The following is a 23,760-nucleotide window of genomic DNA, read 5'->3' on the forward strand; positions in this document are numbered from 1 at the left end:
ATTTAGCCTATGTGACGTCAAGATGGCAAAGTGCCTGACAATCACAATTGCAAAGCAGCAGGCACAATCGCAAAACAGCAGGCCAAGACCGTCTGCTCCAACAGCGAGATGGAACCATCATGCCAATCCTGAACCGCGCCGCCGAAATGCAAGACGAGGTCGCCGGCTGGCGCCGTCATCTGCACCAGACTCCAGAGCTGAATTTCGACGTCTTCAAGACCGCCGCCTTCGTCACCGAGAAGCTCAGGGCCTTCGGCTGCGACGAATTGGTGACCGGGCTCGGCAAGACCGGCGTCGTCGGCATCATCCGCGGCCGCCAGGGCGAAGGCACGACCATCGGCCTGCGCGCCGACATGGACGCGCTGCCGCTCAATGAGATCACCGGCAAACCCTACGCCTCGACCGTTCCAGGCAAGATGCATGCCTGCGGCCATGACGGCCACACCGCGATGCTGCTGGGTGCGGCCAAATATCTCGCCGAAACGCGCAATTTTGCCGGCTCTGTCGCAGTGATCTTCCAGCCGGCCGAAGAAGGCGGCGGCGGCGGCAACGAGATGGTCAAGGACGGCATGATGGAGCGCTTCGGCATCTCCAAGGTGTTCGGCATGCACAATATGCCGGGCCTGCCGGTCGGGCAGTTCGCCATCAGGCCGGGCCCGATCATGGCGGCGACCGCCGAATTCACCATCACCGTCAAGGGCCGGGGCGGGCATGCGGCGATGCCGCACGGCACGATCGATCCGATCGTCATCACCAGCCAGCTCGTCGGCGCGCTGCAGACGATCGCCTCGCGCAGCACCGATCCGGTCGAGGCCGTCGTGGTGTCGGTGACGAAATTCCATGCCGGCGACGCCTACAACGTCATTCCCGAGAGCGCCGAGATCGCCGGCACGGTGCGCACGCTGAAGAAGGAGGTCGCCAAGAAGGCGGAGGAGCGCGTGCGCGCCATCTGCGCGGGGTTGGCCTCGGCCTTCGGCGCAACGATCGAGGTCGATTACAATGCCAATTATCCCGTCACCTTCAACCACGCGGAAGAGACGGTCTTTGCCAGCGACGTCGCGGCCAATATCGCCGGCGACGCCCATGTGCACCGCGCCATCCAGCCGGTGATGGGCGGCGAGGATTTCTCCTATATGCTGGAGGCACGGCCGGGCGCCTTCATCTTCATCGGCAATGGCGACACCGCCGGTCTCCACAACCCTGCCTACGACTTCAACGACGAGGTCATCCCGCACGGCATGAGCTACTGGGTGAAGCTGGCGGAGACGGCGCTGGCCGCCTGATGCATTATCGCCCCAAAGCGTGCCCTCAGGCAGACCCGAGGGTACGCAGCGGTTCGAGGCGACCTCCAAGCAAGCTATCCGGCTAATCGGTCGATGTTCGCCGATCGCTACGGCCCGCTCTTCGAGTCGTCGACCTCCAGCGCCTCCATGACGGGCGCCGGATCACCCTCTTCGGCCGTAACGGCAGCTTGCGGCCTTTCGCCTGCCCTCGCCTTGCTCAGGGCTTCCGCAATGGCCTCTTCAATGTTGCCGATCTCATCTTCGCGTACCTCGCGACCATAGCCGGCCGCATCGGCATCTTGCTCGAATTGCTGAGCCAGGACGGCCACGCTCACTTCGCTTTCAGCGGGCAGCTCGCCGACGTTCTCCTGGAGCCAGCTTTCAAAGAACTCTTTCGTGGCGCTCATGCGGTATCTCCTTCGGCACACTAAAGCGCGGCGCTGGTCCGAAGTTCCGCTCTCCCATTCTATCTTTGCGCCTCTCGCATATCGGCTACGCGGGAAAGCGCCGCTTCAGCCAATCGGCCATGAGCGCGGTGACCTCCTCCGGCTTCTCTTGTTGCGACCAATGCCCGCAACCAGTGATCACATGTTTTTCAAGATCGGCTATGTGAACGTCCATTCCATCCATCAGCGCCGGGGCCAGCACGACATCGTCCTCGGCACCGATCATCAGCGACGGCACCTTTATCGTCTGGTCGACGTTCAAGCCGGCTTTCCAGTTGCGCGACAAGTTGCGATACCAGTTGATGCCTGGCGTGAAACCGGTGCGCCCGAAGCTGTCGACATAGAATGCAAGCTCGTCCGACGTCAGGATCGAAGAGCCGGGCAGCGTCTTCGGTTCCGGCTGCTCGAGCGCCTTGATAAAGGCCATCTGCCGGGCCTGCGGCGGCAGCCTGGCATATTGCGCGGCGGTAATGACGCCCTTGCGCATATTATCCCTGAACACCCGCGCCACGTCACGCGCCATCAGTCGGTCGGCGAGATCGCCGTCCTCGAACATCAGCACATACATGTCGGGGCTGTAGACTTCGCGCATCTGGGTGATCGGGTCTTTGGTCGCGTCGGCCACGAACGGCTTGCCGGGGGCCGTCAGGCCATTGACAAGGCTCGGTTGCAGCCACAGCATCTCGTGGGGAATGAACGGCGTGTTGAGGCCGATGACGCCGGCGACCCGGTTTTGGTGGAAAAGCGGCATTTGCCACGCGATCAGACCGCCCCAGTCATGGCCCGCGAACACGGCCTTTTCGACGCCGAGCGCATCGAGGAGACCGATGAGGTCACCCGTCAGATGCACCATGTCGTAATCCTCGACCTTCGACGGCCGCTCGGTCAGACCATAGCCGCGCTGGTCGGGAACGATGACGCGGTAGCCGGCGGCGGCCAGCGGCGCGATTTGGTGGCGCCAGGAAAAAGCGAGCTCGGGAAAGCCGTGCAGCAAGACCATCGCCGGTCCCTTGCCGGCTTCATAAACGGCCATATCGATGCCGTTGGTGCGAACGTATCGGACCGGCGGCATAGCCGGCGCCGCGCCGAAAGCCGGCATAGAAGGCGCAACGAGACTGGCGGCGGTGCCGAACAGCACCGCCCTGCGGGAAAGATTGATCATGGCAGAAGTTTCCGTAGCTGCTCGAATTCCGATCGAATGACTGCCTGGCAGGCAGAGACGTTGCGGCCGGCGCGGATCAGGACAAGGATGCCCTGGTAGAGAAGCAGAAGCCTGACGACCAGAAGCTCGACCTGCCCGCCCCCGATCTGGCGCTCGATGCCCCCCCTGATGGCGGCTTCGAGCACGGCGAAGCCCTGCGCCAGGCCTTCCGAGGCGACCGACGGCCGAGCGCCGAACTCGACGGCGGCATTCGTCAATAGACAGCCATGCTCGTCGCATTCTGGGGCCCGCAGCAATGACAGGAACAACTGTTCCAAGCCATCCAGATCGCCTGCCTCACCGACATAGGTCTCAATCCGGTGGCGGATGACGGCGTCGATATAGTGGCTGAAAGCCGCCCGATAGAGCCCTTCCTTGTCGCCAAAGGCATTGTAGATCGAGCCCGATGTCAGGCCCGTGGCATCGGCCAGATCCTTGATCGAAGCACCCGCGAAACCGGCTCGCCGAAACGCGCCCATCGCGTCTTGCAGCACAGTGGCTTCGTCAAACAATCGTGGTCTGGTCATCTGGCGGCTCGTTATAAAATGCTCATTCTAGAATGAGCATTTTATAACTGGAGTCAACTAGCCTTGCAGAGATCATTGGCAAGTCGCCGAGGTGGACATGCGGCGCCGGCATCAAACGGATCATCATCGCCCGCGGCCTCTTGGCGAAACGATCCGAAGCGGTTATGTGTCGGGCAGCGTGGTCCCGTAGCTCAGTAGGATAGAGCGGCAGATTCCTAATCTGTAGGTCACAGGTTCGATTCCTGTCGGGATCACCATGCTTTTTCAATTACTTAGGAAAGTGCTGCCGTACTTTTTTGGAAACTGCTACGCGTTGTTCATGCGTTATGGTGTTTCGGCACACATCCCCAAGGAGACAAACGCCTCAGATCCGGTGCCCGTGCCGGCGTCTTCGACCGAGCGAAGCCCTCCTCATCGGCGGCCAAAAAACCGGGCGCCAAACAGATCGGGCGCGAAGCAATGCGCGCCCGACTACTGGTTCCGTTCAGGCAATTCAGGCCTTTGGCGCCTCCGCCGCTGGCGCTGGAGGGGTGGCGACCAACCCGTCGTCCTCGCCGTCTGGATCGTCAAACACCTCCGCCTGATCGTCTTCAGCTTTCGATTTCTGAGCCTCCGGCCGCGCTGCGACGAGATCCTTCAGCGTGCCGCCGGCACCGGCGATTCCGGCCTCCTTCAGCAGCGCGTCGATCAGCGGCTTGTTGCCGGTGAACTTCAGCAGTTGGTCGGCGAGGTCGCCAGGGCCGGAGCGTTCGCCTTCTCCGCTTGACCGTCCGCCCGAAAAGCCAGCCGTGTCGAACACACGGATCGAGTCGATGCGGCTCGCGGGCTCCATCAGCGCCTTCAGCGACTCCGGCAGCATGGTGATGCGCGCCTGCGTCAGCTCAAGCTGGATCAGACGGTCGGAAAGCAGGTTGCGCGCCTCGTTGGTGGCGCGGATGGTCGCGGCCTGCGCCTCGCCTTCCGCAACCACGCCATTGGCGCGCACCTTCATCGCCTCCGCCTCAGCGCGGGCTTCCACCAGCACAGCCTGGGCACGGTCTTCCGCCGCCGCCCTTTCCGCGCTGGCGCCGACGGTGACCGAGACGGCTTCCGATTCAGCGGCTTCCTGCGCCTGAAGAACGGCGATCTGGCGAGCGCGGTCGGCGATTTCGCGTTCGCGCGCCGTCTGCACCTTTTCCTCCGCCGCAACCGTCAGCGCCTCGGCCTCGCGGGCCTTGGCTTCTGCCTGGCTGGTTTCCTGGCTCTTCTTGGCGATGGCCACCGCCATGTTCTGGCGGGACAGCTCGACCTCGCGCTCGGAATTGATGCGAGCTTCCTCCTTTGCGCGCTGCGCTTCCGCCGCATGTTCGGCGATCTCGCGTTCGCGGGCAATCTGCGCCGCCTGTTCGGCCAGCTTGGCGGCTTCCTCGGCCTTGGCCATTTCGGAGCGGGTCGCAGCCTGCTTGGAGACGACGTCGCGCTCCTGCTCAAGACGCGCCTCTTCCTCCTGCCGCTTCAGCGCGAACTTTTCGCGCGACGCGTTCAGGTCCTGCTCGGCGATGGCGACTTCGGTCTTTCGCGTAACCTCGTTGCGCTCCTTACGGCGCTGCTCGGTAATGGTCGTCAGCTTCGCCAAGCCGACAGCGTCGAAGGCGTTGGTTTCGTTGAAAAACTCCCGCGGAGTCTGGTCGAGGCCGGTGAGCGACACCGATTCCAGTTCAAGGCCGTTGGAGCGCAGGTCGGTCTCCACCGCGTCCTGCACCGCCTTCACGAAGTCGGAGCGGTTTTCGTGCAACTGGTCCAGCGTGTTACGGGCGGCGACCGAGCGCAGCGCGTCGACCAGCTTGGCTTCCACCAGATCTTGGATCGCCTTCGGGTCGTTGACGCGGTCGCCCAGCGTCTGTGCAGCTAAGCCGATGCCGTCATCCGTACCGTCAACGCGCACATAGAACTCAGCGCGGATGTCAACGCGCATGCGGTCGGAGGTGATGAAGGCGTCTTCGCGGCGGCGGTCGACCACCAGCTTGACGGTATTCAGCTTCACCTTGGCCAGCGCGTGCACGATGGGCAGGATCAGCGCGCCGCCATCCTTGACCACCCTGCGGCCGCCAACGCCGGTGCGCACAAAGGCTTCGTCGCGTTCGGCGCGCTGGTAGAGCCGTCCGAGCACAAAGCCGATAACCGCCAGCACGAAGATGACGATGCCGGCCCAGATCAGAAATTGTACGATATTGTCCATAATATGCCCCAAGTTTTGAAAGAGGTTGAGATTCCGCCCTGCTCAGAGTCCTCTCTGACTACTCGCCCTCCTCGAACGGCATGACGAGCCAGACGCGACCTGGTCCCTCGGCGGCTTCCACCACGACGACCTCTGCGCCTTTCTCGATTTTCATTCCCGCATCGGCAGGACGCGCCCGCAGCGTGTGCAATTCGCCATATTCGTCGCGCACCCGAATCGAGCCGGGCGGGCCGTCGTCCAGCGGCCCGAGCGAAACTATGCCGCGCCGCCCGACCAGGCGATCATGGTTGACCACATAGGTTTCGTCCTGCGGCAGCAGATGCGCGATCCAGCCGGCGGTGATTTTGGTCACCATCACCGCCGCAGGCACCGCGCCGATGGCGAAGCTCCACACCGGCAAAACGGGGAAGATTTGCCACAGCATGATCCCGACCATTCCGAAGGTCACCGAAAGCAACATCATCAGGATCGAGAAGGGAACGCGACCGAAGTTCAGCCAGTCGAACAATTCGCCGAGATGCGTAGCGTCAAGAAAGTGATCGAAGGCGCCCTCACCGCCGCCATGGTCGAAATTACCGGCCCCGACGAAGTACAGGACGATTTGCAGGATGCCCAGCAACAGCCCCGCCAGCAACGGGTAGAGATAGAGCGCAGGTGCGTTGAGGAGGTCTGCCATCGGCGTTACTTCTCGCCCTTGAGTTCACTGCGAAGCGCGGCCAGCCGGTCGTCAATCCGCCGCTGGCGGCCAAATTCTTCGAGCTCGGCCAGATCATTGTCGCGCGCCGTGCCGGCGGGCAGGTCGGTCAGCCGCGCCACGCTGGACAGGGCCGCCGCTATGCGATCTTCCGGCGCCGGCTTGCGAAAGCGACCCGTGGCGGCGGTCGCGCCGGGCGCCTGCGCCTCGCGGGCGCGCCGCGCGATCTTCACCCGCTCCTCAGCGTCGCGACGCGCTGCGCTCGCTGCATTCAAGGCCCCACGCGCTTCATCGATGCGTACATCCACGTCGTAGATCAACTTGTCGATGGAGGTAACCTGCGCGTCGATGTCGTCCTGTCGGCCGATGCCGGCGCGGGCGAGATCCTCGCGGCCGTCTTGCAGCGCGATGCGAATGTTCTGATCCAGGCCCTCGCGCTCGGCGGTGAGGTCGCCCTTTTGCAGCGTGTAGCGCTTGCGCTCGGCGATCAGCGCGGCAAGGTTGGACTTCAACTCGTCGGCGGCCTTGTCGATCTCGCGGATCGCCTGCTCGGCCACCGCCTCGGGAGCCTTCTTCTCCAGACCGTCGATCACGGTCGTGACCAGGCCAGCGGCAAGGCGCGAAACGCGCCCAGAAATGGATTCGGTCTGCATCGCTTCGATCTCCCTATGTTGCATGTCCGCCGAAAGCGGAACGGTGAGTGAATAGTATCCGCTCTCGCGCACGAGATGGGACAGTTGCGCCTTCTCTTGGCTGTCGGAATAGCCGGTGGCCAGAAAGCCGGCGATCACCCGCCCCTCGACGGTGGAAATCGACACCTTGTCGACCCCTTTGAAGGACATGAGCTTATCGTCGAGTGGCAGACGGTCGAACGACCAGGCGCCGGAGGCGTATTCACGGATGCCGTTGGTGACGAGCCGCGCCGGCAGGCCAGTCTCCGCCCGGATCGCCTCATAGGCGAGTTTCTGCAGTTCGAAAGTATTGGTGCGGTGGGCCGAGCCAGTGCGATCCAGAACGTCGTGCATGGCGGCATAGGCGGCGAATGTCGCCTCGACGTCGCGCTCGCCGGCTTGGTCCAGGATCAGCTTGTAACGCGCTTTCTTCATTTTGTTCCTCCTACCTAATCACTTAAATAGTGATTGCAGAGAATTCAAGGGTAAATCACCAAAATGGTGATTGAGCTATTGGAGGGGTTAATTGGGCGTGGAGATGACCCGAAAATTGCGCGATTGAAGATTGGTTGGCGATAAGGCCGCAGCAGCTGGCCGAAATGCAACCATACGACGTGTGGAGCCGATCGGCCGACCAGCGCGCAGTGCCGCCGGCAGTCAATGTTCCGTCTTTGGTGCCCCCATTGCCGTGGTCCACTTCATCAGTACACGCCGCAAAGCCGCGGGCGGAAATGGCCGACGGGGCAATATCGGTGGAGGCGTGCGCATAGGAGAAGTATCCTTCGTGGCAGGCGCATGAACTTACCGTCTTGCATGTCCTGATGCCCCAGGCGCCGACCTCCTGGCGCTGGCTGCGCGCTAGGCAATGGCGACAGGGTCGGCGCGAACCGGCTCGCCAGTTCTTCCAGGCCACGGTCATTGTAGCGCGTGAGGGACCTTGCAACCGCTCTTGCGCGGTTGCGGCCGCGCCCGATCAGATACGCCGGCCGGTTTTCGCGTCGAACAAATGGGCGCAGGCGCGATCGATCTCGATCCGCACCTGGGCGCCCTGCCTGAGCGGCAACCGCTCCCGGAAAAGGCAGGAAATTTCCTCGCCGGCGCAGTCGACCTTGGCGAAGATTTCCGAACCTGTGGCTTCCAGGAGTGTGACCGTGCCGGGCAAGCCCTGGGCAGTTGCGCGGATATGTTCGGGGCGGATGCCGTAGACAAGTTCGCGTCCTGCAGCGTCAGCCGGGCGGGTGCCTTCCGGCAGCGGCAGGATCAGCCCACCGGCGCTGCGGAACACGCCTTCCTCGATGCGGCCGGCAATGAAATTCATGGCGGGCGAGCCGATGAAGCCGGCAACGAACAGGTTGGCCGGATGATCGTAGAGGTCGAGCGGCGCGCCGATCTGCTCGACTAGGCCGTCATGCAGCACGACGATCTTGTCGGCCATGGTCATGGCCTCGATCTGGTCATGCGTGACGTAGATGGTGGTGGTGCCCAGCCGCTGGTGCAGCGCCTTGATCTCGCCGCGCATCTGGACGCGCAGCTTGGCGTCGAGATTGGAAAGCGGCTCGTCGAACAGGAAGACCTGCGGGTCGCGCACGATGGCGCGGCCCATGGCGACGCGCTGGCGCTGCCCGCCGGAGAGCTGACGCGGATAGCGCTCAAGCAGCTTTTCCAGGCCAAGGATGCTGGCGGCATTCCTGACGCGGCCCGCGGTATCGGCTGGATCGGCTTTCTTGATCTTCAGGGCAAAGCCCATATTGTCGGCCACCGTCATGTGCGGATAGAGCGCGTAGTTCTGGAACACCATGGCGATGTTTCGATCCCGCGCCCGCAGATTGTTGACCATACGTTCGCCGATGGCGATCTTCCCGCCCGAGATCGTTTCGAGTCCCGCGATCATGCGCAGCAGCGTCGATTTTCCGCATCCCGACGGGCCGACCAGGATGACGAACTCGCCGTCGGCGATATCGACGCTGACGTCGTGAATGATCTTGGTGGCTCCGAAAGCCTTCTGCACGTTGTTGATTGTTACCGATGCCATTGGATTTCTCCGGGAGAAAGGGTTCCAGCTAGACTGCGGCTTCAGCCGCCCTTGACCGCGCCGGCGGTCAATCCCGCGACGATCTGCTTTTGCGCGAACATGGTCAGGACCAGCACCGGCAGCGTCACCACCAGCGCCGCGGCAGCGAGCGGCCCCCAGCTCACCTGCTCGTAGGAGAGCATGTTGTAGACGGCGACCGGCAGCGTGCGCGTCTCGCGGCTGGCGAGCACCACGCCGAAGACGAAATTGTTCCACGAAAAGATAACGGACAGGATGAAGGCGACAACGATGCCCGGCCTGGCGATGGGCAGGGCGACCAGCCGGAACACCTGCCAGGAGCTGGCGCCGTCGATGTTGGCCGCCTCTTCCAGCTCCATCGGCGTGGTCTCGAAATAGCCGATCATCACCCAGACCACGATCGGCACCGTCACCACCAGATGGATGATGATCTGCGGCCAGAGCGTGCCGAGAATCCCGATCCATTGGAACAGCAAAAACAGCGGGATGAGATAGGATAGCCCCGGCGTCATGCGGGCGATCATGATGACGACCGCCGACCTTTCGGCCTTGAGCCGGGCTATGCCGTAGCCGGCCGGCACGCCGATCAGCAGCGCCAGCAACGTCGCCGTGCCGGTCACCAGAACCGAATTCCAGAGATAGAGCAGGAAATTGTTCTCTTCGAACACCTTTACATAGTTCGACCAGGCGAAACGTTCGGGGATCAGGATCGGCGGATAGGCGCCGTTGTCGATCTCGAATTTCAGCGAAAGCGAGATCATCCAGAGGAAGAACAGGATCGCCGGCGAGACGATGACCAGAGCCGCGAAAAACAGGCCGATCTGGTTGAGCAGACGTGACCGCATCTATTTGCCCTCCGCGTCGATCCACAGCGAGCGCTGGCGCAGCATCAGGAGGATGAAGGACAGCGCCACGATAACGATGAAGAACACCACCGCCATGGCCGAGCCGTAGCCGATGTCGTAGTAGGAGAAGGCGGTGTTGTAGAGATAGATGTTGATGGTTTCCGACGCCGTGCCCGGCCCGCCTTGGGTCATCGCATAGATGATGTCGAAGCTCTTCAGCGCATCGATGGTGCGGATGATCAACGCGATCATCAGGAACGGCGCGATCATCGGCAGAGTAAGGTAGCGGAATTGCTGCCAGGCATTGGCCCCGTCGATCTCCGCGCTCTCGAACGGCTCGCGCGGTACCGAGGCCAGCCCGCCCAGCACGATCAGCATCACCAGCGGCGTCCACTGCCAGGTCTCGACCGCAACCAGCGAAGGGATGACCGTTTTGGCGTTGAATATCCATTCCTGCGCCGGGATGCCGACCAGCGACAAGAGGTAGTTGAGCACGCCGAGCTGGGGATGGAACATCATGGTCCAGACCAGCGCCACGGCCACGGGCGTTGCCATCATCGGCATCACGAAGACGCCGCGCAGCACGCCGCGCAGCGGAAACCTGGCGTCGAAGATCAGGGCGGCGACAGTGCCGAAGAGCATCGGCGCTGCCACCGACAGGGAGGTGTAGGTCAATGTATGAACAAGGGATTCCCAGAATCGCGGGTCGCTGGCCAAACGGAGATAGTTTTCCATCCCGGCGAAGCTTCGCGACTGGCCGAGCGTCCAACGGTTGACACTCATCCAGAGCGTGAACGCCCAGGGAAAGATGATCACGGCGCCGACGACGACGAGCGCCGGAACGACGAAGGGCCAGTAGTTGGGAGCCAGCCGGACCGACTGACTCTCCTCGATGGCCTGCGTCGTCGCCCCGGTGCGATCCGTCGTCACCTCGGTGCGATCCGCGGTGCGTTCTGGGGCGATGGCCGACATCAGCCCTGCTCGCTCCTGTCGAGAACCGGCTGGAACTGCGCGGTCGCCTTCTTCAGCTCGTCGGCGGGATCGGCGCCGGCAATCATGTTGGTCAACGCCACGCCGTAGACGTCACGGAACTCGGTGACCGGGATGATCACCGGCAGCGCCAGCCTGCTGATATTGCCGGACTGAACCACGGCATCGAGCCAGCTTGCCGGCATGGTGACGCCTTCGCGCACCTTGGGATCTTCCAGCACCGACTTGCGGAAGGGTACGCCGGCGCCGGCCTGAAGCAGGCGCGCGCCCATGGCCGGGGACACCGCCCACTGACAGAAGAGATAGGCAGCTTCCTTCTTTTCGCTGGAGGCGGTCACACCGAGGCCGTCGCCGAACGTCCCGGAGGCATGCGCCTTGGGCCCCTTGGGCATGACGCCGTAGCCGACCTTGCCGACCACGCGCGACTTCTCGGGATTTTCCATCGGCGGAGCAAAACCGACGCCATCGAACCACATTCCGATCTTGCCTTGCAGGAAGGCGGACTGCGCTTCGGCCCAGTTGAAGCCAGTGACGCCCGGAGGAGCGGACTTGGTCATCAGCCTCTGATAGAGAGCGGCGGCCTCGATCGCCTCGGGCGTTTCGGTGCGCAGCTTCCCCTGGTCGTCGAGCGGCGTCATGTCGTAGCCGAGCATCAGCGATGTCCACACCGGCGTGTTGGCATTCTTGAGGCCGCGGGCGACAAAACCGAACGTGTTGGTCGACGGATCGGTCAGCGCCTCAGCGGCGGCCACCAATTGCTCGAACGTTTCAGGGTATTTGAGGCCCTTGGCCTCGAACAGCTCCTTGTTCCAATAGACGATCCAGTAGTCCACCGAGAAAGGCAGCGAACGCAGCACGCCCTGGCCGTCCTTGGCGAAAAGCATGCCGGCCTCGGCGAAATCGCTTTCGACCAGCCCGGGATCGGTGAGCGTCGGGTCGGCGAGATAGCCTGATATGTCGGCCAGCCAGCCGCCCTTTTCGAACTGGCGCTTCTGCACGTGGTAGCTCAGATGCACGACATCGAAGCTCGGCTTGCCGGAGCTGAGCTCGATCACCGTCTTTTGCCGCTGCTGCTGTTCCGGCGTCGCTTCGGCACTGACCTTGATGCCGGTCAGCTCCTCGAACTCGGCGAGATATTGCATGATGGTGTCGCTGCGCGGGCTTTTCACCAGATTGACGTCGAGAGTCGTGCCGGCAAAGCGCTTCCAGTCGACGCCGGCGGAAAAGCTCGGGCGAAGGCCCGCCAGGCCTGCGGCGGCGATCGCCGTGGTTCCTGCAAGGACTTGCCTTCTTGTTGGCTTGAACGGATTGGACGACATTTCTTCCTCCCTTTGGTTGCTGTCGTTGTGCTTTGCATCGCGGCGGCCGCGAACCATACGTCCTCAGATCTGGAGCGCCAACCGGCGCGCATTGTCGATATGCCGGCTGATCGCCTCGACCGCCTTTTGCGGGTCGCGGCTCTCAAGCGCTTCGATCACTGTCAGGTGCTCGTGCATCACCGGCACGACGCGCCCGTCGATGCGGAAACGCTCCTGGTGGATCAGGCGGATCTTTACCGAATTGACCAGATAGGCCTTGGCGATGATCTCGTTGCCCAGCGCATCGATGAAGGTGTCGTGCATAGCCCAGTCGATGTTCTGGGCCTTGGCCTCCATTTCCGGCGTCGGCGCCTGCGACAACGCCTGAGCCAGCATGTCCTCATGTTCGCGCCGCAGGCGGGCGAGCTCGGAGTCGGAAGCGTTGACGGTGAACAGCGCCACCGCTTCGCGCTCCATGAACAATCGAAACTGGAAGGCCTCACGGATCAGGTTGATGTCGATATGGGCGATCTGCATGCCGCGCTGCGGGATGGTCGTCAAAAGCCCCTCGGCCTCGAGGCGCGGCACGATCTCGCGGATGGCGCCAAGCGGCAGCCCGGTAAAGGCGACCAGTTCGCGCTGCGACACGAACTGTCCCGGCCGCAGATCGCGGGCCAGCAGATGCCGCGTGAAGCTGGCATAAGCTTTTTCCCTGAGGGTGGCCGGTTCGCTGCTGTCGTCCATTTCAGCGCGCTTCTTCCTTGCCGGTCAGGCCGGCTCTGTCGCAAACAGCCGATCATAGGCGGCAGCAAGCTGTTGCCGCCCCTGCGAAGCGATCGGCTCCAGCGGCGGACGGACCGCCAGCCAGCCCTCGTCGCCGGTCTTGCGCGCCACCATGACCTTCACCGCCGGGATGACCGGATATTTGAGCAATTCGAGCACGAAGCTCTCGACGCGGGCATCGTCGCGCCCGTCCTCGGCCATGGCGCGGATTTCGCCGGTGACGAAATTGGCCATGCCGGAAATGGCGCCCTGCCCGCCCTGGCGCACGCTTCTGGCCAGGTGCCGCTCGTCGCCGATCAGGATCACCAGGTCGCCATGAGCGCTTAGCAGCGCCTCGCTGTAGCTCCAGTCGCCCCCCGAATCCTTGACACCAGCGACCACGCCGGGGAAGGCCGCACGCAGCCTGCCGATCAGGGCAAGCGGGAGCGGCACCATGGTGACGGAAGGGATGTTATAAAGGAGGACGCCGCGAGCCAGTGGGCCGAGCCCGGCGAAGACGGCGGAAAACCATCCGAACAGCCCGTCCTCGCCGACATTCTTGAAGTAGCTCGGTGGAGCCAGCAGGATGTTGCGGACGCCGCACTGCAAGGCGTGTCGCGCCTGTTCGGCGGCGTCTTCGGCCGCATCGACCAGCACGCCGGCGACGAGCTGATGTGCCGGAATGCCGGCGGCCAGCATGGCCTCGGTGACGATCCGCCGCTCTCGGGTGCCCACGGAGGCGCCTTCCCCGGTGGTGCCGAAGAGCGTTGCGCTGCTGCAGCCGGCGCCAAGGCAAGCCTGGGCGTGCGCAACCATGGGAGAGATGGCGATTTGCCCGGACGCATCAAAAGGCGTGGTGAGGGCAACCGAAAGACCAAAGCGCGAAGCCACTGCCATGCTCTCCAAAATATCAATCTGCGCGCAGTACTATCACGCTAACATGTTAGTTGTAAATCGAAGCGGCGCCCTTTTTCGTCACATCGGACATACGCAAGGCGGATTTGGGCGAGTGCGGTCCTTCCGGCAGCGCAACCCCTACTGCCCCGTCGCGTCCGCGTAGATGTCGAGAACACCGGTGATGCTGCCGATCAGAAGGTCGTGCGCGACGGGCCTGACCCGGCCTGCCGCAACATCGGCATCGAGCAGCCCCAGATGCTGGCTGATCAGAGGCCGGGGAATGTCCTTGTCGCCCAGCACGTTCAGCAGCTTGCGTGTTGCGTGCTGCGCGTCTGGCGTCGGCCAGTAGTAGCGGATGCGGTCGCTGAAGGAGAAATGCCGCTGCACGCGCTGCTCGTCCGGCGTGCCCGGATAGTATTTCTGCCAGTTGTCCGGCGACGCCAGCATGATGCGCTCCATCGCGACAGGCAGGCCTTCGCGCGAAGGGTCCGGCGCGAGCACATCGGCGATGTGGCTGAGCCCATACAGCGCTTCGCGAAGTGCGAAGGTCAGCCAGGGGCCGACCTTAAGGATGGCAAAACCGTCGCGAACGAGAGCGTTAAGCGCTTCGGCCGACTGGTAGTCGGTCGAATGCGCTTCAAAAACGAATTGCGGCATGCGGTCGAGCACAGCCACCAGTTCGGTCGCCTTGGCCGGCGCATAGGGCACGATCTCGGTGTTGCCGAACTCGACGCCGGGCTGGACGACGACGCCGACCGAACGGGCAAAAGCGTCGTCGAGGCCGGCGCGGGAAAACGCTCGGGCGTGTATCTCCACGGTGCGCGAAGCATCGTCGGGCGCGGTCACATGCAGGTGGTCGAGCGCCTCCAGCGCGCCGCCCGGCACCGGCACTTCGGTGCCTATGACATAGACGGGTTTTTCGCCGCCTGCCCGCTCGACTGCCGCCTCGGCAATAGCCGCAAGTTCGGCCGCGCGTGCGGCAATCGTTTCGTCGGCAAGCACGGGAGGATCGTCGGCGCAGGCCATGCTCGTATCCAAATGCATCTTGGTGAAGCCGGCGCTCGCATAGGCGTCGATCATCGCCGCAGCGTTCTTCATGGCGGCGGTAGCCGCCATGTGCTTCCACGGATTGGGTCCAAGATGGTCGCCGCCAAAAATCAGGCGATCGACGGGGAAGCCGACTTTCTGCGCACGCGCCTCGACGAAGCCGCGGAAGCCTGCCGGCGTCATCCCGGTATAGCCGCCCTCGTGGTTCACCTGATTGCAGGTGGCTTCGATCAGCACATCCGCGTTCCGCGCCACGCCGTGACGCAGGGCGGCCTCGATGACCAGCGGATGCGCCGAGCAGACCGAAGTGATGCCGCTTCTCTCGCCTGCGGCGCGCCTGGCCGCAATGTTTGCAAGCCTCCGCGTCGCGGCACTCACTGCGCGGTCTTCCCTGTGGCGATGAAGGCCTCGACCGCGGCAAGCGGGAAAATGCCTTCCATAGGCCCCTTGCGGGTGACGGCGAGCGCACCGCAGGCATTGGCGATCCACAGCGCCTCTACGGGAGCCGCCCCGCGCAGCCAGAACGAGACGAAGGCAGCACCGAAGCAATCACCCGCGCCTGTCGGATCGACCTCGTCGACGGCAAAGCCGGGCGAGGCGACCGCACCGTGGCGGTCATGATAGACGGCGCCGGCGGCGCCTTTCTTCAGGACGATGCAGGACAGGCCACGGGCCAGCAATTCATCGATCGCGCCCTTCTCGTCCTTCGCGGATGAGAACAGGAAGAGTTCCTCGCCACTCGGCAGGAAGATGTCGGCTCGCGAAAGCACGCGATCGAGCGCCCCGCGCATGCCGGACGCTGCCATGATCTCCCGGCGGATGTTCGGATCGAAGGAAACTGTTCCTCCTTTGGCCTTGATAGTCTCGATCGCCGACAGCGCCACCGCGACGGCACGGTCGGAAAACAGCGACGAGCCCATGACATGGACGTGATCGGCACCGGCCAGCAGCGTTGTCGCCGCCGCGTCGGTCTCGATCAGGCCGGAGGCGCTGTTGCGGATGTTGAAGACGAAGTGCCGGCTGGCGTCGGCCCGGTAGGTGACGAAAGCCGTGCCCGTCGCATGGCCCTCGTGAACCGCGATCGCCGACACGTCGGCGCCCAGCGCCCGCAGCCGCTCGATGTTCAGCCTGCCGAAATCGTCGTCGCCGACGGCGCCGATGAGGCCGGCCGGCTGGCCGAGCGCCGCCGCCTGGCCGATGAAGATGGCGGGCGCGCCGGAAGGATAAGGCCCAAGCAGCGGACCAGGCTCAAGAAAACTCTGACCGATCCGTTCGGCCATGATCTCGACCAGAATCTCGCCGGCACTGACCAGCTTCTTCATCTTGCGCAATCCCTCCCGGCGTTTCGCCCGGCCTCGCGTCGGATGAACCGCACGAGCACTTTCCGAGTGATACGAATTTCGAATTCGCCCACTGGAAGTGAATACGGCTTGTGCTTTTTCGCGTCAATTAATAAATTTACGCATGGAAACTGTTGAAATTGTCTGTAAAATTTCGCCTTGCAGTCGCACGCTGGCGCACCGTATGTAGGGACCGGGCAGCGCTAAGGACTAGCGCGAGGGATTCAATGCCGATGACGCACAAGACGATGGAGGATTTCGCCCGCTCTTGCGGCGTCTCCAGGCCGACACTGTCGAAATATTTCGACGATCCGACCAGCGTCAAGCCGGCGACACGACAGCGGATCGAGGTGGCGCTGCGCTCGTCCGACTACCAGCCCAATCTCTTTGCGCGCAACCTGAACCGCAAGCGGACCCGCAGCATCGGCATCGTGGTGCCGACGGTCGCCGATCCCTTCTATTCCGAGATGGTCAGCCGCATCGAACTCAGGCTGCGCGACGAGGGCTACTGGCCGATCGTGATCTCCTCGCACGGCTCGCGCGAACTCGAAGTGGAAGCGACGCGGACCATTCTTTCACTGAAAGTCTCCGGCGCGATGATCGCGCCGCTCGGCCTGCGCTCGGACCATCGAACGCTGGAGAAGCTGACGCAGGTCATGCCAGTCGTCTATTTCGACACCTATCTCGAAGGCGGCACGCCATTCGTCGGCAACAACAACAGCCAGAGCGTCTCGACCATCGTCGACTATCTCTGCCGGTCCGGCGACGCCCCGGTCTATTTCGACATCCCGCACGTCAACCACAACTCGCCAGAACGACTGAACAGCTATGTCGCCACCATGCAGCGGCTCGGCCATGAGCCTGTCATCATCGGCAACACCGAAGATTATACGTGGGATTTCGAACGGATTGGCTATGAGCAGATGGAAAAAATGCTCGGCAATGGTGACCTGCCGGGCAAGACCATTCTGTGCGCCAACGACCGTCTCGCCTTCGGCGTGATGGCGGCCGCCTACTCGCGAGGCCGCAAGGTCGGCCGCAAGGGCGATAGCGACCTGCGTGTCGCGGCCCATGACGACCATCCGTTGAGCCGCTACACCTGCCCTGCCCTCACCACCATGGCGCAGGACTTCGCTTCGATGGCGGGCCGCAGCGTCGAGACGCTGCTGGCCTTGCTGGACGAAGACGACGCAGCGGTTGCCCCCAAGGTCTATCTCGACGCTACGCTCGTCATGCGTCAATCGGCCTGAGCATCACCAAAGGCAGGATCGAAGCCGCGCCATGCGGCAACCGCCGCGCCGACCGCTTGCCGCGCCGCCGGGCCATGGCGTCCCATCGAAACGAAGCCGTGGATCTGGCCGGGCCAGCGCCGCAACACGACCGGCACGCCGTCATCCACCAGACGCTTGGCATAAGCCTCGCCTTCGTCGGCGAGAATGTCATGACCGGCAATCGCGACAAAGGCCGGCGCTACACCAGCAAGGCTCTCGGCCTTGAGCGGCGACACGCGCCAGTCGCCGATGTCCCCGGCATCGCTGACGTAATGATCGCGAAACCAGGCCATGGTCGCCGATGTCAGACCATAGCCGTCGGCAAAGCAGCGATAGCTGTCCGCCGCCTGCGAGGCGTCGGTGTTTGGATAGAACAGAAGCTGCGCGGTCGGCGGGCTCTTGTCGCCGCGCGCAAGCAGGCAAAGGACGGTAGCAAGATTGCCGCCGGCGCTGTCGCCGGCAACGGCGATCCGCCTCGCGTCGATCCCGAGATCGCTCTCACCGTCCTGCATGAAGGAAAGCACAGCAACGCAGTCCTCGATCGCCGCCGGAAATTTGTGCTCCGGCGCCAGCCGGTAGTCGGGACAGACGACGACGCAGGCCGTCATGTTGGCGAGCCATCGGCAGATCTCATCATGCGACTCGAGATTGCCGATCACCCAGCCGCCGCCATGCAAATAGAGCAGCGCGGGAGCATCGATCGCTGGCGCGTCGTGCCCGCGATAGATCCTGAGCGTCAACGGGCCGCCCGGGCCGGCGATGGTGCGCTCGGTCAGCGAAGCGATCGGCTCGCGCTCGCCCTGAAGTGCCGGAAAGTCTTCTTCATAGGCGCGGCGCGCCTCTTCTGGCGTGCCGGCCTCGAACGGTGGGGTTGCAGCTTCCCGGCCAAGGTCGAGCACATGCCGGGCTTCCGGGTCGAGCAAGGGCGAAAGTGATGTCGTCATCATAAGCCCTCCGATCAGGCAAGCAGGCTGGCCGCTTCGTCCTCCTGGAGGAGCGGCGGCTGGTCGACCGTCCCGTTGACGGCGACGGACTCGCGGCTCTCTCCCGAAGCGAGGATCGCCTCCATGATCTCCAGCACATGAAGCGCAAGGTCGCCGGAGGCACGCGGCTTTCTTCCAGCCGTCAGCGCGCGCGAAAGATCGGCGACCCCGAGCATGCGGTAGTTGGCGCGGTCGGGTGTGGCAAAGGGCCAATTGCGCGCGCCGTAGAGTTCGCCCTCACTGGGGAAGTCGGCCCACTCGGCCCCACGTTCCGAAAGCGAGACAGTGCCGCCGAACGTGTCCGGATCGGGCAGCCTGAGCGAGCCTTCGGTCCCATGCAGCTCGATCGGGTGGTTGGAGTGCCTGAAGACGTCCCACGAGGCACCGAAGGTGACGGTGGCGCCCGAGCGGAACTCCAGCAGCGACAGGATATTGGTCGGCGTGCCGACCTTGAAACTGGTGTTCCTGTAGGGACCTTCGGCGGTGATCAGCCGCTCTTCCTGGCCCCGTGTCGCCATCGCCATCACGCGAGCCACCGGCCCGAGCAAATTGGCCAGCATCGTCAGGTAGTAGGGGCCCATGTCGAAGACCGGACCACCACCGGGCTGATAGTAGAATTGCGGATTGGGATGCCAATGCTCCATGCCGCGTCCCATCATGAAGGCGGTGCCGGTCACCGCGCGGCCGATAGCGCCCTCGTCCATCAAGCGGCGCGCCCGCCGTCCGGCGGCACCGAGGAACGTATCCGGGGCCGAGCCGAGCAGCAGTCCCCGCTCCGCAGCCTCTGCGACGAGGCGCCGGCCGTCCTTGGCCGAGGTCGCCAGCGGCTTTTCGGTGAAGACGTGCTTTCCCGCCGAAAGCGCTGAAAGCGAAATGTCGAAATGCGCCGCCGGGATGGTCAGGTTGAGGACGAGGTCGATCTCTGGATCGGCCAGAAGCGCATCAACGCTGACCGCCCGGATGCCGTATTCGCTGGCGCGCAGCACCGCCATGTCGGGCGAAATGTCGGCGCAGGCGCGCAGTTCCACCTCTCCGAACAGAGCCGCGTTGCGCAAATAGGTCATCGAGATGTTGCCGCATCCGATAACGCCGATGCCGAGCTTAGCCGCTGTTTTCCCTTGCATTTTCTATTCCACCTCCCAACGCCGCAACATCCTGGCTGAACCCTTGCACCAGCAACGGATCACATTCGAAAGCCGCTATACAGGATTTTAAATCTTGACGCGCGTAAAATTTTTATGGAACATGCGGAAATGCTGGCGCAACATCGGGAGGCTGCCGGCCCAAGGAGGAGAAAATGACCGACATCAAAAAAGGGCCGGTCTCCGGCTCGAAGCCTGTTGCGCATGTGACGATCGCTGACCGCAGGCAATTTCTCATCGGCAGCGCCGGCCTGCTGGGTGCGGCGACACTTGGCATGGGCACAGGACTGGGCGTTCGCCGGGCACGCGCGCAGTCGCGGGCCGAGATCAGCTTCGCCAGCGCCGCCTTCTTCGGCAAGGAGACCTTCGGCGACCTGATTAAGGCCTTCAACGAATCGCAGGACCGCGTCCTGGTTAAGAACATCGAGCTGCCGCCGCCGAGTTCCTCGACGGAGGTCTACCAGGGCCTTGTCCAGCAGCTCGCCCGCCGCACCGGCACGCCTGACGTTTTCAGCCAGGATGTGATCTGGATCGCCGGCTTTGCCGCTGCCGGCTGGGCGCTGCCGCTCGACGAGTATTTTCCGGCGGACAAGCGCAGCGCCTACTTCTCCGGAACCCTCAACGCCTGCACCTATGAAGGCAAGCTGACCGCCCTTCCCTGGTTCATGGATTCGGGCATGTTCTATTACCGCAAGGACGTGCTGGAAAAGCATGGCGGCAAGGTGCCGGAAAATTGGGCCGACATGGCGACCGTCGCCGCCGCCGCGCAGAAGGCCGGCGATGCGGATTTCGGCTATCTCTGGCAAGGCAAGCAGGCCGAGGTTCTGGTCTGCGACGCGGTCGAGATCATCACCTCCAACAACGGCGCGATCCTCGCGCCCGACGGCAAGTCGTCGCTGATCAACCAGAAGGCGGCGGTCGATGCGATCCAGTTCCTGCACGACACCGTCAACGCGACCAAGATCAGCCCGCAGGACGTCCTGTCCTGGGACGAGGAGCCGTCGCGTCAGCCCTTCACCTCGGGCAAGGCGATGTTCATGCGCAATTGGTCCTATGTCTATCCGATCGCCCAGGACGCCAAGGCCTCCCAGGTGGTGGACAAGGTCGGCGTCGCGCCGCTTCCGGCCTTCCCCGGCGGCAAGAGCTCGGCCTGTCTCGGCGGCTACCAGCTCGGCGTCAATGCCAATTCGAAGCAGCGCGAAGCCGCGATCGAGTTGCTGACCTGGCTGTCGTCGACCGAAACGCAGCACCGCATCGCCTTGAACTTTGGTCTCGCACCGACCCGTCCGGCATTGTTCCAGGATGAGAAGATCAAGACCGAACAACCGTTCATGGCGAGCCTCGAAACGGTGTTCACCGGCGCCACCGCCCGGCCGATTACGCCCGAATATGCGAAGGTGACGCTGGCCTTGCAGTCGGGCATCTCCAAGGCGCTGGTGTCGGGCAACGTCCAGGCCGAGATGGACACGCTGGCTGCGCAAATCGACCAGATCGTCGGCTGAACCATGATCGCGGCGGCCACTGTTTCTGGCATTGGCCGGCCGCGGCTTGGCAAGGCGCTTCCGGGTGCCATCTGGGCCTTTCTCCTGCTGACGCCGGCCTTCGTGTCGCTGGCGTCGGTTTCCTTTTATCCGATCGTCAACGGGCTGTATCTGTCGCTCACCAATACCTCGCTGATCACCCAGGAGAACGAGTTCTCGGGCTTCGCCAACTATGTGCAGCTGTGGGGCGACGCGCAGTTCTGGAATGCGTGGTGGCACACGATGTGGTTCACTGCGGCATCCACGATACTGGAGACGGTCATCGGGCTCGGCATGGCGCTCATCCTGTGCGAGGCGTTCAAGGGACGCGGCCTGGTTCGCGCCGCCATGCTGGTCCCCTGGGCGATGCCCACCGTCGTCACCTCCAAGATGTTCGGCTGGCTGTTCGACGGCCAGAACGGCATCATCAACTACATCCTCCTGCATGCCGGACTGATCGACCAGAACATCAACTGGTACGGCTCCCCCGACACGGCGATGACCACCATCATCATCGCCGACGTCTGGAAGACCACGCCGTTCATGGCGCTTTTGCTTTTGACTGGGCTGCAGACAGTGCCCAATTCTCTGATCGAGGCGGCGCGCATGGACGGCGCCAAGGGCTGGATCACCTTCTGGCACATCCGCCTGCCGCTGCTCATGCCGACCTTGCTGATTGCCGGCCTGTTTCGCGCGCTCGACGCCTTTCGCGTCTTCGACCTCGTCTATGTGCTGACCGGCGGCGGCCCCGCCGATTCGACCGAGACGCTGTCGACGCTGTCCTACAAGGTGCTCTTCTCGACGCTGCAATTCGGCTATGGCTCGGCCGTATCGACGGCGATGTTCGTCACCGAAGGCATCATCGCTATTGTCTTCTGCCTCTATCTCGTGCGGCAGATCAGGAGGGCGCAATGAAGGACACGCGCTCGCCGCTGCAGACCATCGCCATCTATCTTGGCGCCTTGCTGATCCTGGTCTGGTCCGGCGGCCCGTTCATCTGGCAGTTCTCGACATCGTTCCAGCTCGACAAGGCGCTGACGTCAGGCTCGCCGTCGCTGATCCCCGCCCCTTTCACGCTCGAGCACTACTACAATGCCTTTATCGAGAAAGAGCTACACCGCTATGTCTGGAACTCGCTCGTGGTCTCGCTGGCGACGACATTCCTGTGCCTGTTCGTCGGATCGCTGGCCGCGTTTGCTTTGTCGCGGCTCAACGTGAAGGGCCGCTTCGGCATTCTGATGGTCATCCTTTCGGTGTCGATGTTCCCTCAGATCGCGCTGGTCGGGCCGCTCTATCTGGTGGCAACCAATCTCGGCCTGCTCGATACCTACACCGCGCTGATCATCACCTACCTGGCGCTCGGTCTGCCGCTCGTCACCTGGGTGCTGTTCGGCTATTTCGAGACGCTGCCGCGCGAGATCGACGAGGCAGCGCGCATGGACGGCGTCAGCATTCCCGGCCTGCTCTGGCACATCATCCTGCCAATGTCGCTGCCGAGCCTGGTGACCACGGGCCTGCTCGCCTTCATCACCGCCTGGAACGAATTCCTGTTCGCCCTCGCCTTCACCTCCAACATCGATCGCCAGACGATCCCCGTCGGCATCGCCAACTTCACCAACCAATATTACGTGCCCTGGGGCGACATCGCCGCAGCCTCGGCGGTTGTCACCGTCCCCTTGATCGTGCTGGTGCTGTTCTTCCAGCGCCACATCATCGAAGGGCTGACCCAAGGTGGCATCAAGGAATGAAAGGATGACCGTGAAAGACCTGAAAGTCGGCTGCCAGACCTTTACCTGGGAAATGCTGGGAGACCGGTTTGCCGGCGGCCCCGACGACCTGTTGAAGGCGATCGCCGATGGCGGCTATGCCGGCATCGAGATCACCGACACGATGATCGGCCGCTACGCCGGCAGGCCGGCGGAATTCGCCACGGCGTTGAAGTCGGCCGGCCTTACCCTCGTCTCCTTCGCCTTCGGCTCGAAGAGCGGCTTCACACTGCAGGACAGGATCGGCGCCGATCTGGAAACCGCGCAACGCTGGATCGATTTCGCCGCCGCGTTTCCCGGCGCGCTCGTCTCCTTCGGCTCGGCCACCGTCGTCTCCGACGGCCCGCGCGACGACAAGTTCGCCATTGCAGCCGAGTTCTATAACAGGGCCGGCGAACTCGGCCACAAGGCCGGCGTCGACATCGCCGTCCATCCGAGCTCCCACCACAACACGCTGCTGTTCGATCGTGCCGACTACGACCGGATTTTTGGGCTGATCGATCCGTCGCTCGTCGGCTGGGTGCCCGACACCGGTCACATCCTGCGCGGCCATGAAGACATGATCGACACGCTCACCACATACCGGGACCGCATCCGCTACATCCACCTGAAGGACGTCGATGCCGGCGGCACATGGGCCATGCTCGGCAAGGGTGTCTGCGATACGGCAAAGGTGATCGAGATCGCGAGTGCCGCGCCCAACTTCAACGGCTGGCTGGTGCTGGAAGAGGAATCCGAGACCGCTGCCGCCGATCCAGCCGCCGCGGTCAAGATCAACCGCCAGACCATGCGCGGCTACGGCGCGTGAG

At 63.4% G+C, this 23,760-nt stretch carries 22 protein-coding genes and 1 tRNA gene; 7 read left to right on the top strand and 16 right to left on the bottom strand.

Annotated elements, in window-relative coordinates:
* Window positions 1-119 precede the first annotated feature (119 nt).
* Window positions 120-1,283, top strand: coding sequence for a M20 aminoacylase family protein (locus EJ066_RS03950; RefSeq protein WP_126035093.1), 1,164 nt, complete (start codon window positions 120-122; stop codon window positions 1,281-1,283).
* 107 nt (window positions 1,284-1,390) lie between these two features.
* Here the strand turns inward: EJ066_RS03950 and EJ066_RS03955 are convergent, their stop codons facing one another.
* From EJ066_RS03955 to EJ066_RS03965, 3 genes are all read right to left on the bottom strand, one after another.
* Window positions 1,391-1,690 (bottom strand): DUF768 domain-containing protein, encoded by a 300-nt coding sequence (locus EJ066_RS03955; RefSeq protein ID WP_126035095.1) that lies wholly within the window; start codon window positions 1,688-1,690, stop codon window positions 1,391-1,393.
* 85 nt (window positions 1,691-1,775) lie between these two features.
* Complete coding sequence (locus EJ066_RS03960; protein WP_210211062.1) at window positions 1,776-2,801, bottom strand: alpha/beta hydrolase; 1,026 nt, start codon at window positions 2,799-2,801, stop codon at window positions 1,776-1,778.
* Window positions 2,802-2,887: 86 nt separating this feature from the next.
* Entirely contained in the window at window positions 2,888-3,457 is a 570-nt protein-coding gene (locus EJ066_RS03965; RefSeq protein ID WP_126035097.1) for a TetR/AcrR family transcriptional regulator, read from the bottom strand.
* Window positions 3,458-3,637: 180 nt separating this feature from the next.
* Here EJ066_RS03965 and EJ066_RS03970 point away from each other — a divergent pair.
* Window positions 3,638-3,714: transfer RNA gene (locus EJ066_RS03970), tRNA-Arg, on the top strand.
* A gap of 236 nt (window positions 3,715-3,950) precedes the next feature.
* Here the strand turns inward: EJ066_RS03970 and EJ066_RS03975 are convergent.
* From EJ066_RS03975 to EJ066_RS04025, 11 genes are all read right to left on the bottom strand, one after another.
* A complete protein-coding gene (locus EJ066_RS03975) occupies window positions 3,951-5,675 on the bottom strand; it encodes a flotillin domain-containing protein (RefSeq protein WP_126035099.1) in 1,725 nt (574 codons plus the stop codon).
* A 58-nt stretch (window positions 5,676-5,733) separates the two neighbouring features.
* Window positions 5,734-6,351, bottom strand: coding sequence for an OB-fold-containig protein (locus EJ066_RS03980; protein WP_126035101.1), 618 nt, complete (start codon window positions 6,349-6,351; stop codon window positions 5,734-5,736).
* Window positions 6,352-6,356: 5 nt separating this feature from the next.
* Complete coding sequence (locus EJ066_RS03985) at window positions 6,357-7,475, bottom strand: PspA/IM30 family protein (protein WP_126035103.1); 1,119 nt, start codon at window positions 7,473-7,475, stop codon at window positions 6,357-6,359.
* Between the two features lie 538 nt (window positions 7,476-8,013).
* Window positions 8,014-9,072 (bottom strand): sn-glycerol-3-phosphate ABC transporter ATP-binding protein UgpC, encoded by a 1,059-nt coding sequence (gene ugpC / locus EJ066_RS03990; RefSeq protein WP_126035105.1) that lies wholly within the window; start codon window positions 9,070-9,072, stop codon window positions 8,014-8,016.
* Between the two features lie 41 nt (window positions 9,073-9,113).
* Window positions 9,114-9,935 (bottom strand): carbohydrate ABC transporter permease, encoded by an 822-nt coding sequence (locus tag EJ066_RS03995; protein ID WP_126035107.1) that lies wholly within the window; start codon window positions 9,933-9,935, stop codon window positions 9,114-9,116.
* The gene (locus EJ066_RS04000) at window positions 9,936-10,907 is read right to left on the bottom strand and encodes a sugar ABC transporter permease (protein WP_126035109.1); all 972 of its coding nucleotides are present in this window, start codon (window positions 10,905-10,907) and stop codon (window positions 9,936-9,938) included.
* Window positions 10,907-12,244: a sugar ABC transporter substrate-binding protein gene (locus EJ066_RS04005; protein ID WP_126035111.1), complete on the bottom strand. Its 1,338-nt coding sequence runs from the start codon at window positions 12,242-12,244 to the stop codon at window positions 10,907-10,909. Before EJ066_RS04005 ends, EJ066_RS04000 begins: the two co-directional genes overlap by 1 nt.
* A 63-nt stretch (window positions 12,245-12,307) precedes the next feature.
* On the bottom strand, window positions 12,308-12,967 hold the full coding sequence (locus tag EJ066_RS04010) for a GntR family transcriptional regulator (protein ID WP_126035113.1): 660 nt from the start codon (window positions 12,965-12,967) through the stop codon (window positions 12,308-12,310).
* 24 nt (window positions 12,968-12,991) lie between these two features.
* A complete protein-coding gene (locus EJ066_RS04015) occupies window positions 12,992-13,876 on the bottom strand; it encodes a dihydrodipicolinate synthase family protein (RefSeq protein ID WP_126043741.1) in 885 nt (294 codons plus the stop codon).
* Between the two features lie 144 nt (window positions 13,877-14,020).
* Window positions 14,021-15,307, bottom strand: a complete 1,287-nt coding sequence (locus EJ066_RS04020; protein ID WP_126035115.1) for a D-tagatose-bisphosphate aldolase, class II, non-catalytic subunit — start codon at window positions 15,305-15,307, stop codon at window positions 14,021-14,023.
* A complete protein-coding gene (locus EJ066_RS04025; RefSeq protein ID WP_126035118.1) occupies window positions 15,304-16,251 on the bottom strand; it encodes a sugar kinase in 948 nt (315 codons plus the stop codon). The genes EJ066_RS04020 and EJ066_RS04025 overlap by 4 nt, the downstream gene beginning before the upstream one ends.
* Before the next feature lie 245 nt (window positions 16,252-16,496).
* Between EJ066_RS04025 and EJ066_RS04030 the strand changes: the two genes are divergently transcribed.
* Window positions 16,497-17,519: a LacI family DNA-binding transcriptional regulator gene (locus EJ066_RS04030; RefSeq protein WP_126035119.1), complete on the top strand. Its 1,023-nt coding sequence runs from the start codon at window positions 16,497-16,499 to the stop codon at window positions 17,517-17,519.
* Here EJ066_RS04030 and EJ066_RS04035 read toward each other — a convergent pair.
* Both EJ066_RS04035 and EJ066_RS04040 read right to left on the bottom strand, forming a co-directional pair.
* On the bottom strand, window positions 17,507-18,484 hold the full coding sequence (locus EJ066_RS04035) for an alpha/beta hydrolase (protein WP_126035121.1): 978 nt from the start codon (window positions 18,482-18,484) through the stop codon (window positions 17,507-17,509). The genes EJ066_RS04030 and EJ066_RS04035 overlap by 13 nt on opposite strands.
* A gap of 14 nt (window positions 18,485-18,498) precedes the next feature.
* Window positions 18,499-19,647 (bottom strand): Gfo/Idh/MocA family oxidoreductase, encoded by a 1,149-nt coding sequence (locus EJ066_RS04040; protein WP_126035123.1) that lies wholly within the window; start codon window positions 19,645-19,647, stop codon window positions 18,499-18,501.
* 173 nt (window positions 19,648-19,820) lie between these two features.
* Here EJ066_RS04040 and EJ066_RS04045 point away from each other — a divergent pair, with 173 nt between their 5' ends.
* From EJ066_RS04045 to EJ066_RS04060, 4 genes are read left to right on the top strand one after another with little or no spacing between them, the layout of a single operon-like run.
* A complete protein-coding gene (locus tag EJ066_RS04045; protein WP_126035125.1) occupies window positions 19,821-21,167 on the top strand; it encodes an ABC transporter substrate-binding protein in 1,347 nt (448 codons plus the stop codon).
* Between the two features lie 3 nt (window positions 21,168-21,170).
* Complete coding sequence (locus EJ066_RS04050) at window positions 21,171-22,100, top strand: sugar ABC transporter permease (protein WP_126035127.1); 930 nt, start codon at window positions 21,171-21,173, stop codon at window positions 22,098-22,100.
* Window positions 22,097-22,933, top strand: coding sequence for a carbohydrate ABC transporter permease (locus EJ066_RS04055; protein ID WP_126035129.1), 837 nt, complete (start codon window positions 22,097-22,099; stop codon window positions 22,931-22,933). The genes EJ066_RS04050 and EJ066_RS04055 overlap by 4 nt, the downstream gene beginning before the upstream one ends.
* Window positions 22,934-22,937: 4 nt before the next feature.
* A complete protein-coding gene (locus EJ066_RS04060) occupies window positions 22,938-23,759 on the top strand; it encodes a sugar phosphate isomerase/epimerase (RefSeq protein WP_126035131.1) in 822 nt (273 codons plus the stop codon).
* The last annotated feature ends 1 nt before the right edge of the window (window position 23,760 follow it).

Origin of the sequence: Mesorhizobium sp. M9A.F.Ca.ET.002.03.1.2, assembly GCF_003952365.1 — a bacterium.
In the GTDB taxonomy this organism is placed as follows: Bacteria; Pseudomonadota; Alphaproteobacteria; order Rhizobiales; family Rhizobiaceae; genus Mesorhizobium.

What these genes read in the sequence shown, in the direction of transcription:
- EJ066_RS03950 (WP_126035093.1), top strand. Translation starts at nt 120, where the DNA reads ATGCCAATCCTGAACCGCGCCGCCGAAATGCAAGACGAGGTCGCCGGC.
- EJ066_RS03955 (WP_126035095.1), bottom strand. Translation starts at nt 1,690, where the DNA reads ATGAGCGCCACGAAAGAGTTCTTTGAAAGCTGGCTCCAGGAGAACGTC.
- EJ066_RS03960 (WP_210211062.1), bottom strand. Translation starts at nt 2,801, where the DNA reads ATGCCGCCGGTCCGATACGTTCGCACCAACGGCATCGATATGGCCGTT.
- EJ066_RS03965 (WP_126035097.1), bottom strand. Translation starts at nt 3,457, where the DNA reads ATGACCAGACCACGATTGTTTGACGAAGCCACTGTGCTGCAAGACGCG.
- EJ066_RS03975 (WP_126035099.1), bottom strand. Translation starts at nt 5,675, where the DNA reads ATGGACAATATCGTACAATTTCTGATCTGGGCCGGCATCGTCATCTTC.
- EJ066_RS03980 (WP_126035101.1), bottom strand. Translation starts at nt 6,351, where the DNA reads ATGGCAGACCTCCTCAACGCACCTGCGCTCTATCTCTACCCGTTGCTG.
- EJ066_RS03985 (WP_126035103.1), bottom strand. Translation starts at nt 7,475, where the DNA reads ATGAAGAAAGCGCGTTACAAGCTGATCCTGGACCAAGCCGGCGAGCGC.
- ugpC (WP_126035105.1), bottom strand. Translation starts at nt 9,072, where the DNA reads ATGGCATCGGTAACAATCAACAACGTGCAGAAGGCTTTCGGAGCCACC.
- EJ066_RS03995 (WP_126035107.1), bottom strand. Translation starts at nt 9,935, where the DNA reads ATGCGGTCACGTCTGCTCAACCAGATCGGCCTGTTTTTCGCGGCTCTG.
- EJ066_RS04000 (WP_126035109.1), bottom strand. Translation starts at nt 10,907, where the DNA reads ATGTCGGCCATCGCCCCAGAACGCACCGCGGATCGCACCGAGGTGACG.
- EJ066_RS04005 (WP_126035111.1), bottom strand. Translation starts at nt 12,244, where the DNA reads ATGTCGTCCAATCCGTTCAAGCCAACAAGAAGGCAAGTCCTTGCAGGA.
- EJ066_RS04010 (WP_126035113.1), bottom strand. Translation starts at nt 12,967, where the DNA reads ATGGACGACAGCAGCGAACCGGCCACCCTCAGGGAAAAAGCTTATGCC.
- EJ066_RS04025 (WP_126035118.1), bottom strand. Translation starts at nt 16,251, where the DNA reads ATGAAGAAGCTGGTCAGTGCCGGCGAGATTCTGGTCGAGATCATGGCC.
- EJ066_RS04030 (WP_126035119.1), top strand. Translation starts at nt 16,497, where the DNA reads ATGCCGATGACGCACAAGACGATGGAGGATTTCGCCCGCTCTTGCGGC.
- EJ066_RS04035 (WP_126035121.1), bottom strand. Translation starts at nt 18,484, where the DNA reads ATGACGACATCACTTTCGCCCTTGCTCGACCCGGAAGCCCGGCATGTG.
- EJ066_RS04040 (WP_126035123.1), bottom strand. Translation starts at nt 19,647, where the DNA reads ATGCAAGGGAAAACAGCGGCTAAGCTCGGCATCGGCGTTATCGGATGC.
- EJ066_RS04045 (WP_126035125.1), top strand. Translation starts at nt 19,821, where the DNA reads ATGACCGACATCAAAAAAGGGCCGGTCTCCGGCTCGAAGCCTGTTGCG.
- EJ066_RS04050 (WP_126035127.1), top strand. Translation starts at nt 21,171, where the DNA reads ATGATCGCGGCGGCCACTGTTTCTGGCATTGGCCGGCCGCGGCTTGGC.
- EJ066_RS04055 (WP_126035129.1), top strand. Translation starts at nt 22,097, where the DNA reads ATGAAGGACACGCGCTCGCCGCTGCAGACCATCGCCATCTATCTTGGC.
- EJ066_RS04060 (WP_126035131.1), top strand. Translation starts at nt 22,938, where the DNA reads ATGACCGTGAAAGACCTGAAAGTCGGCTGCCAGACCTTTACCTGGGAA.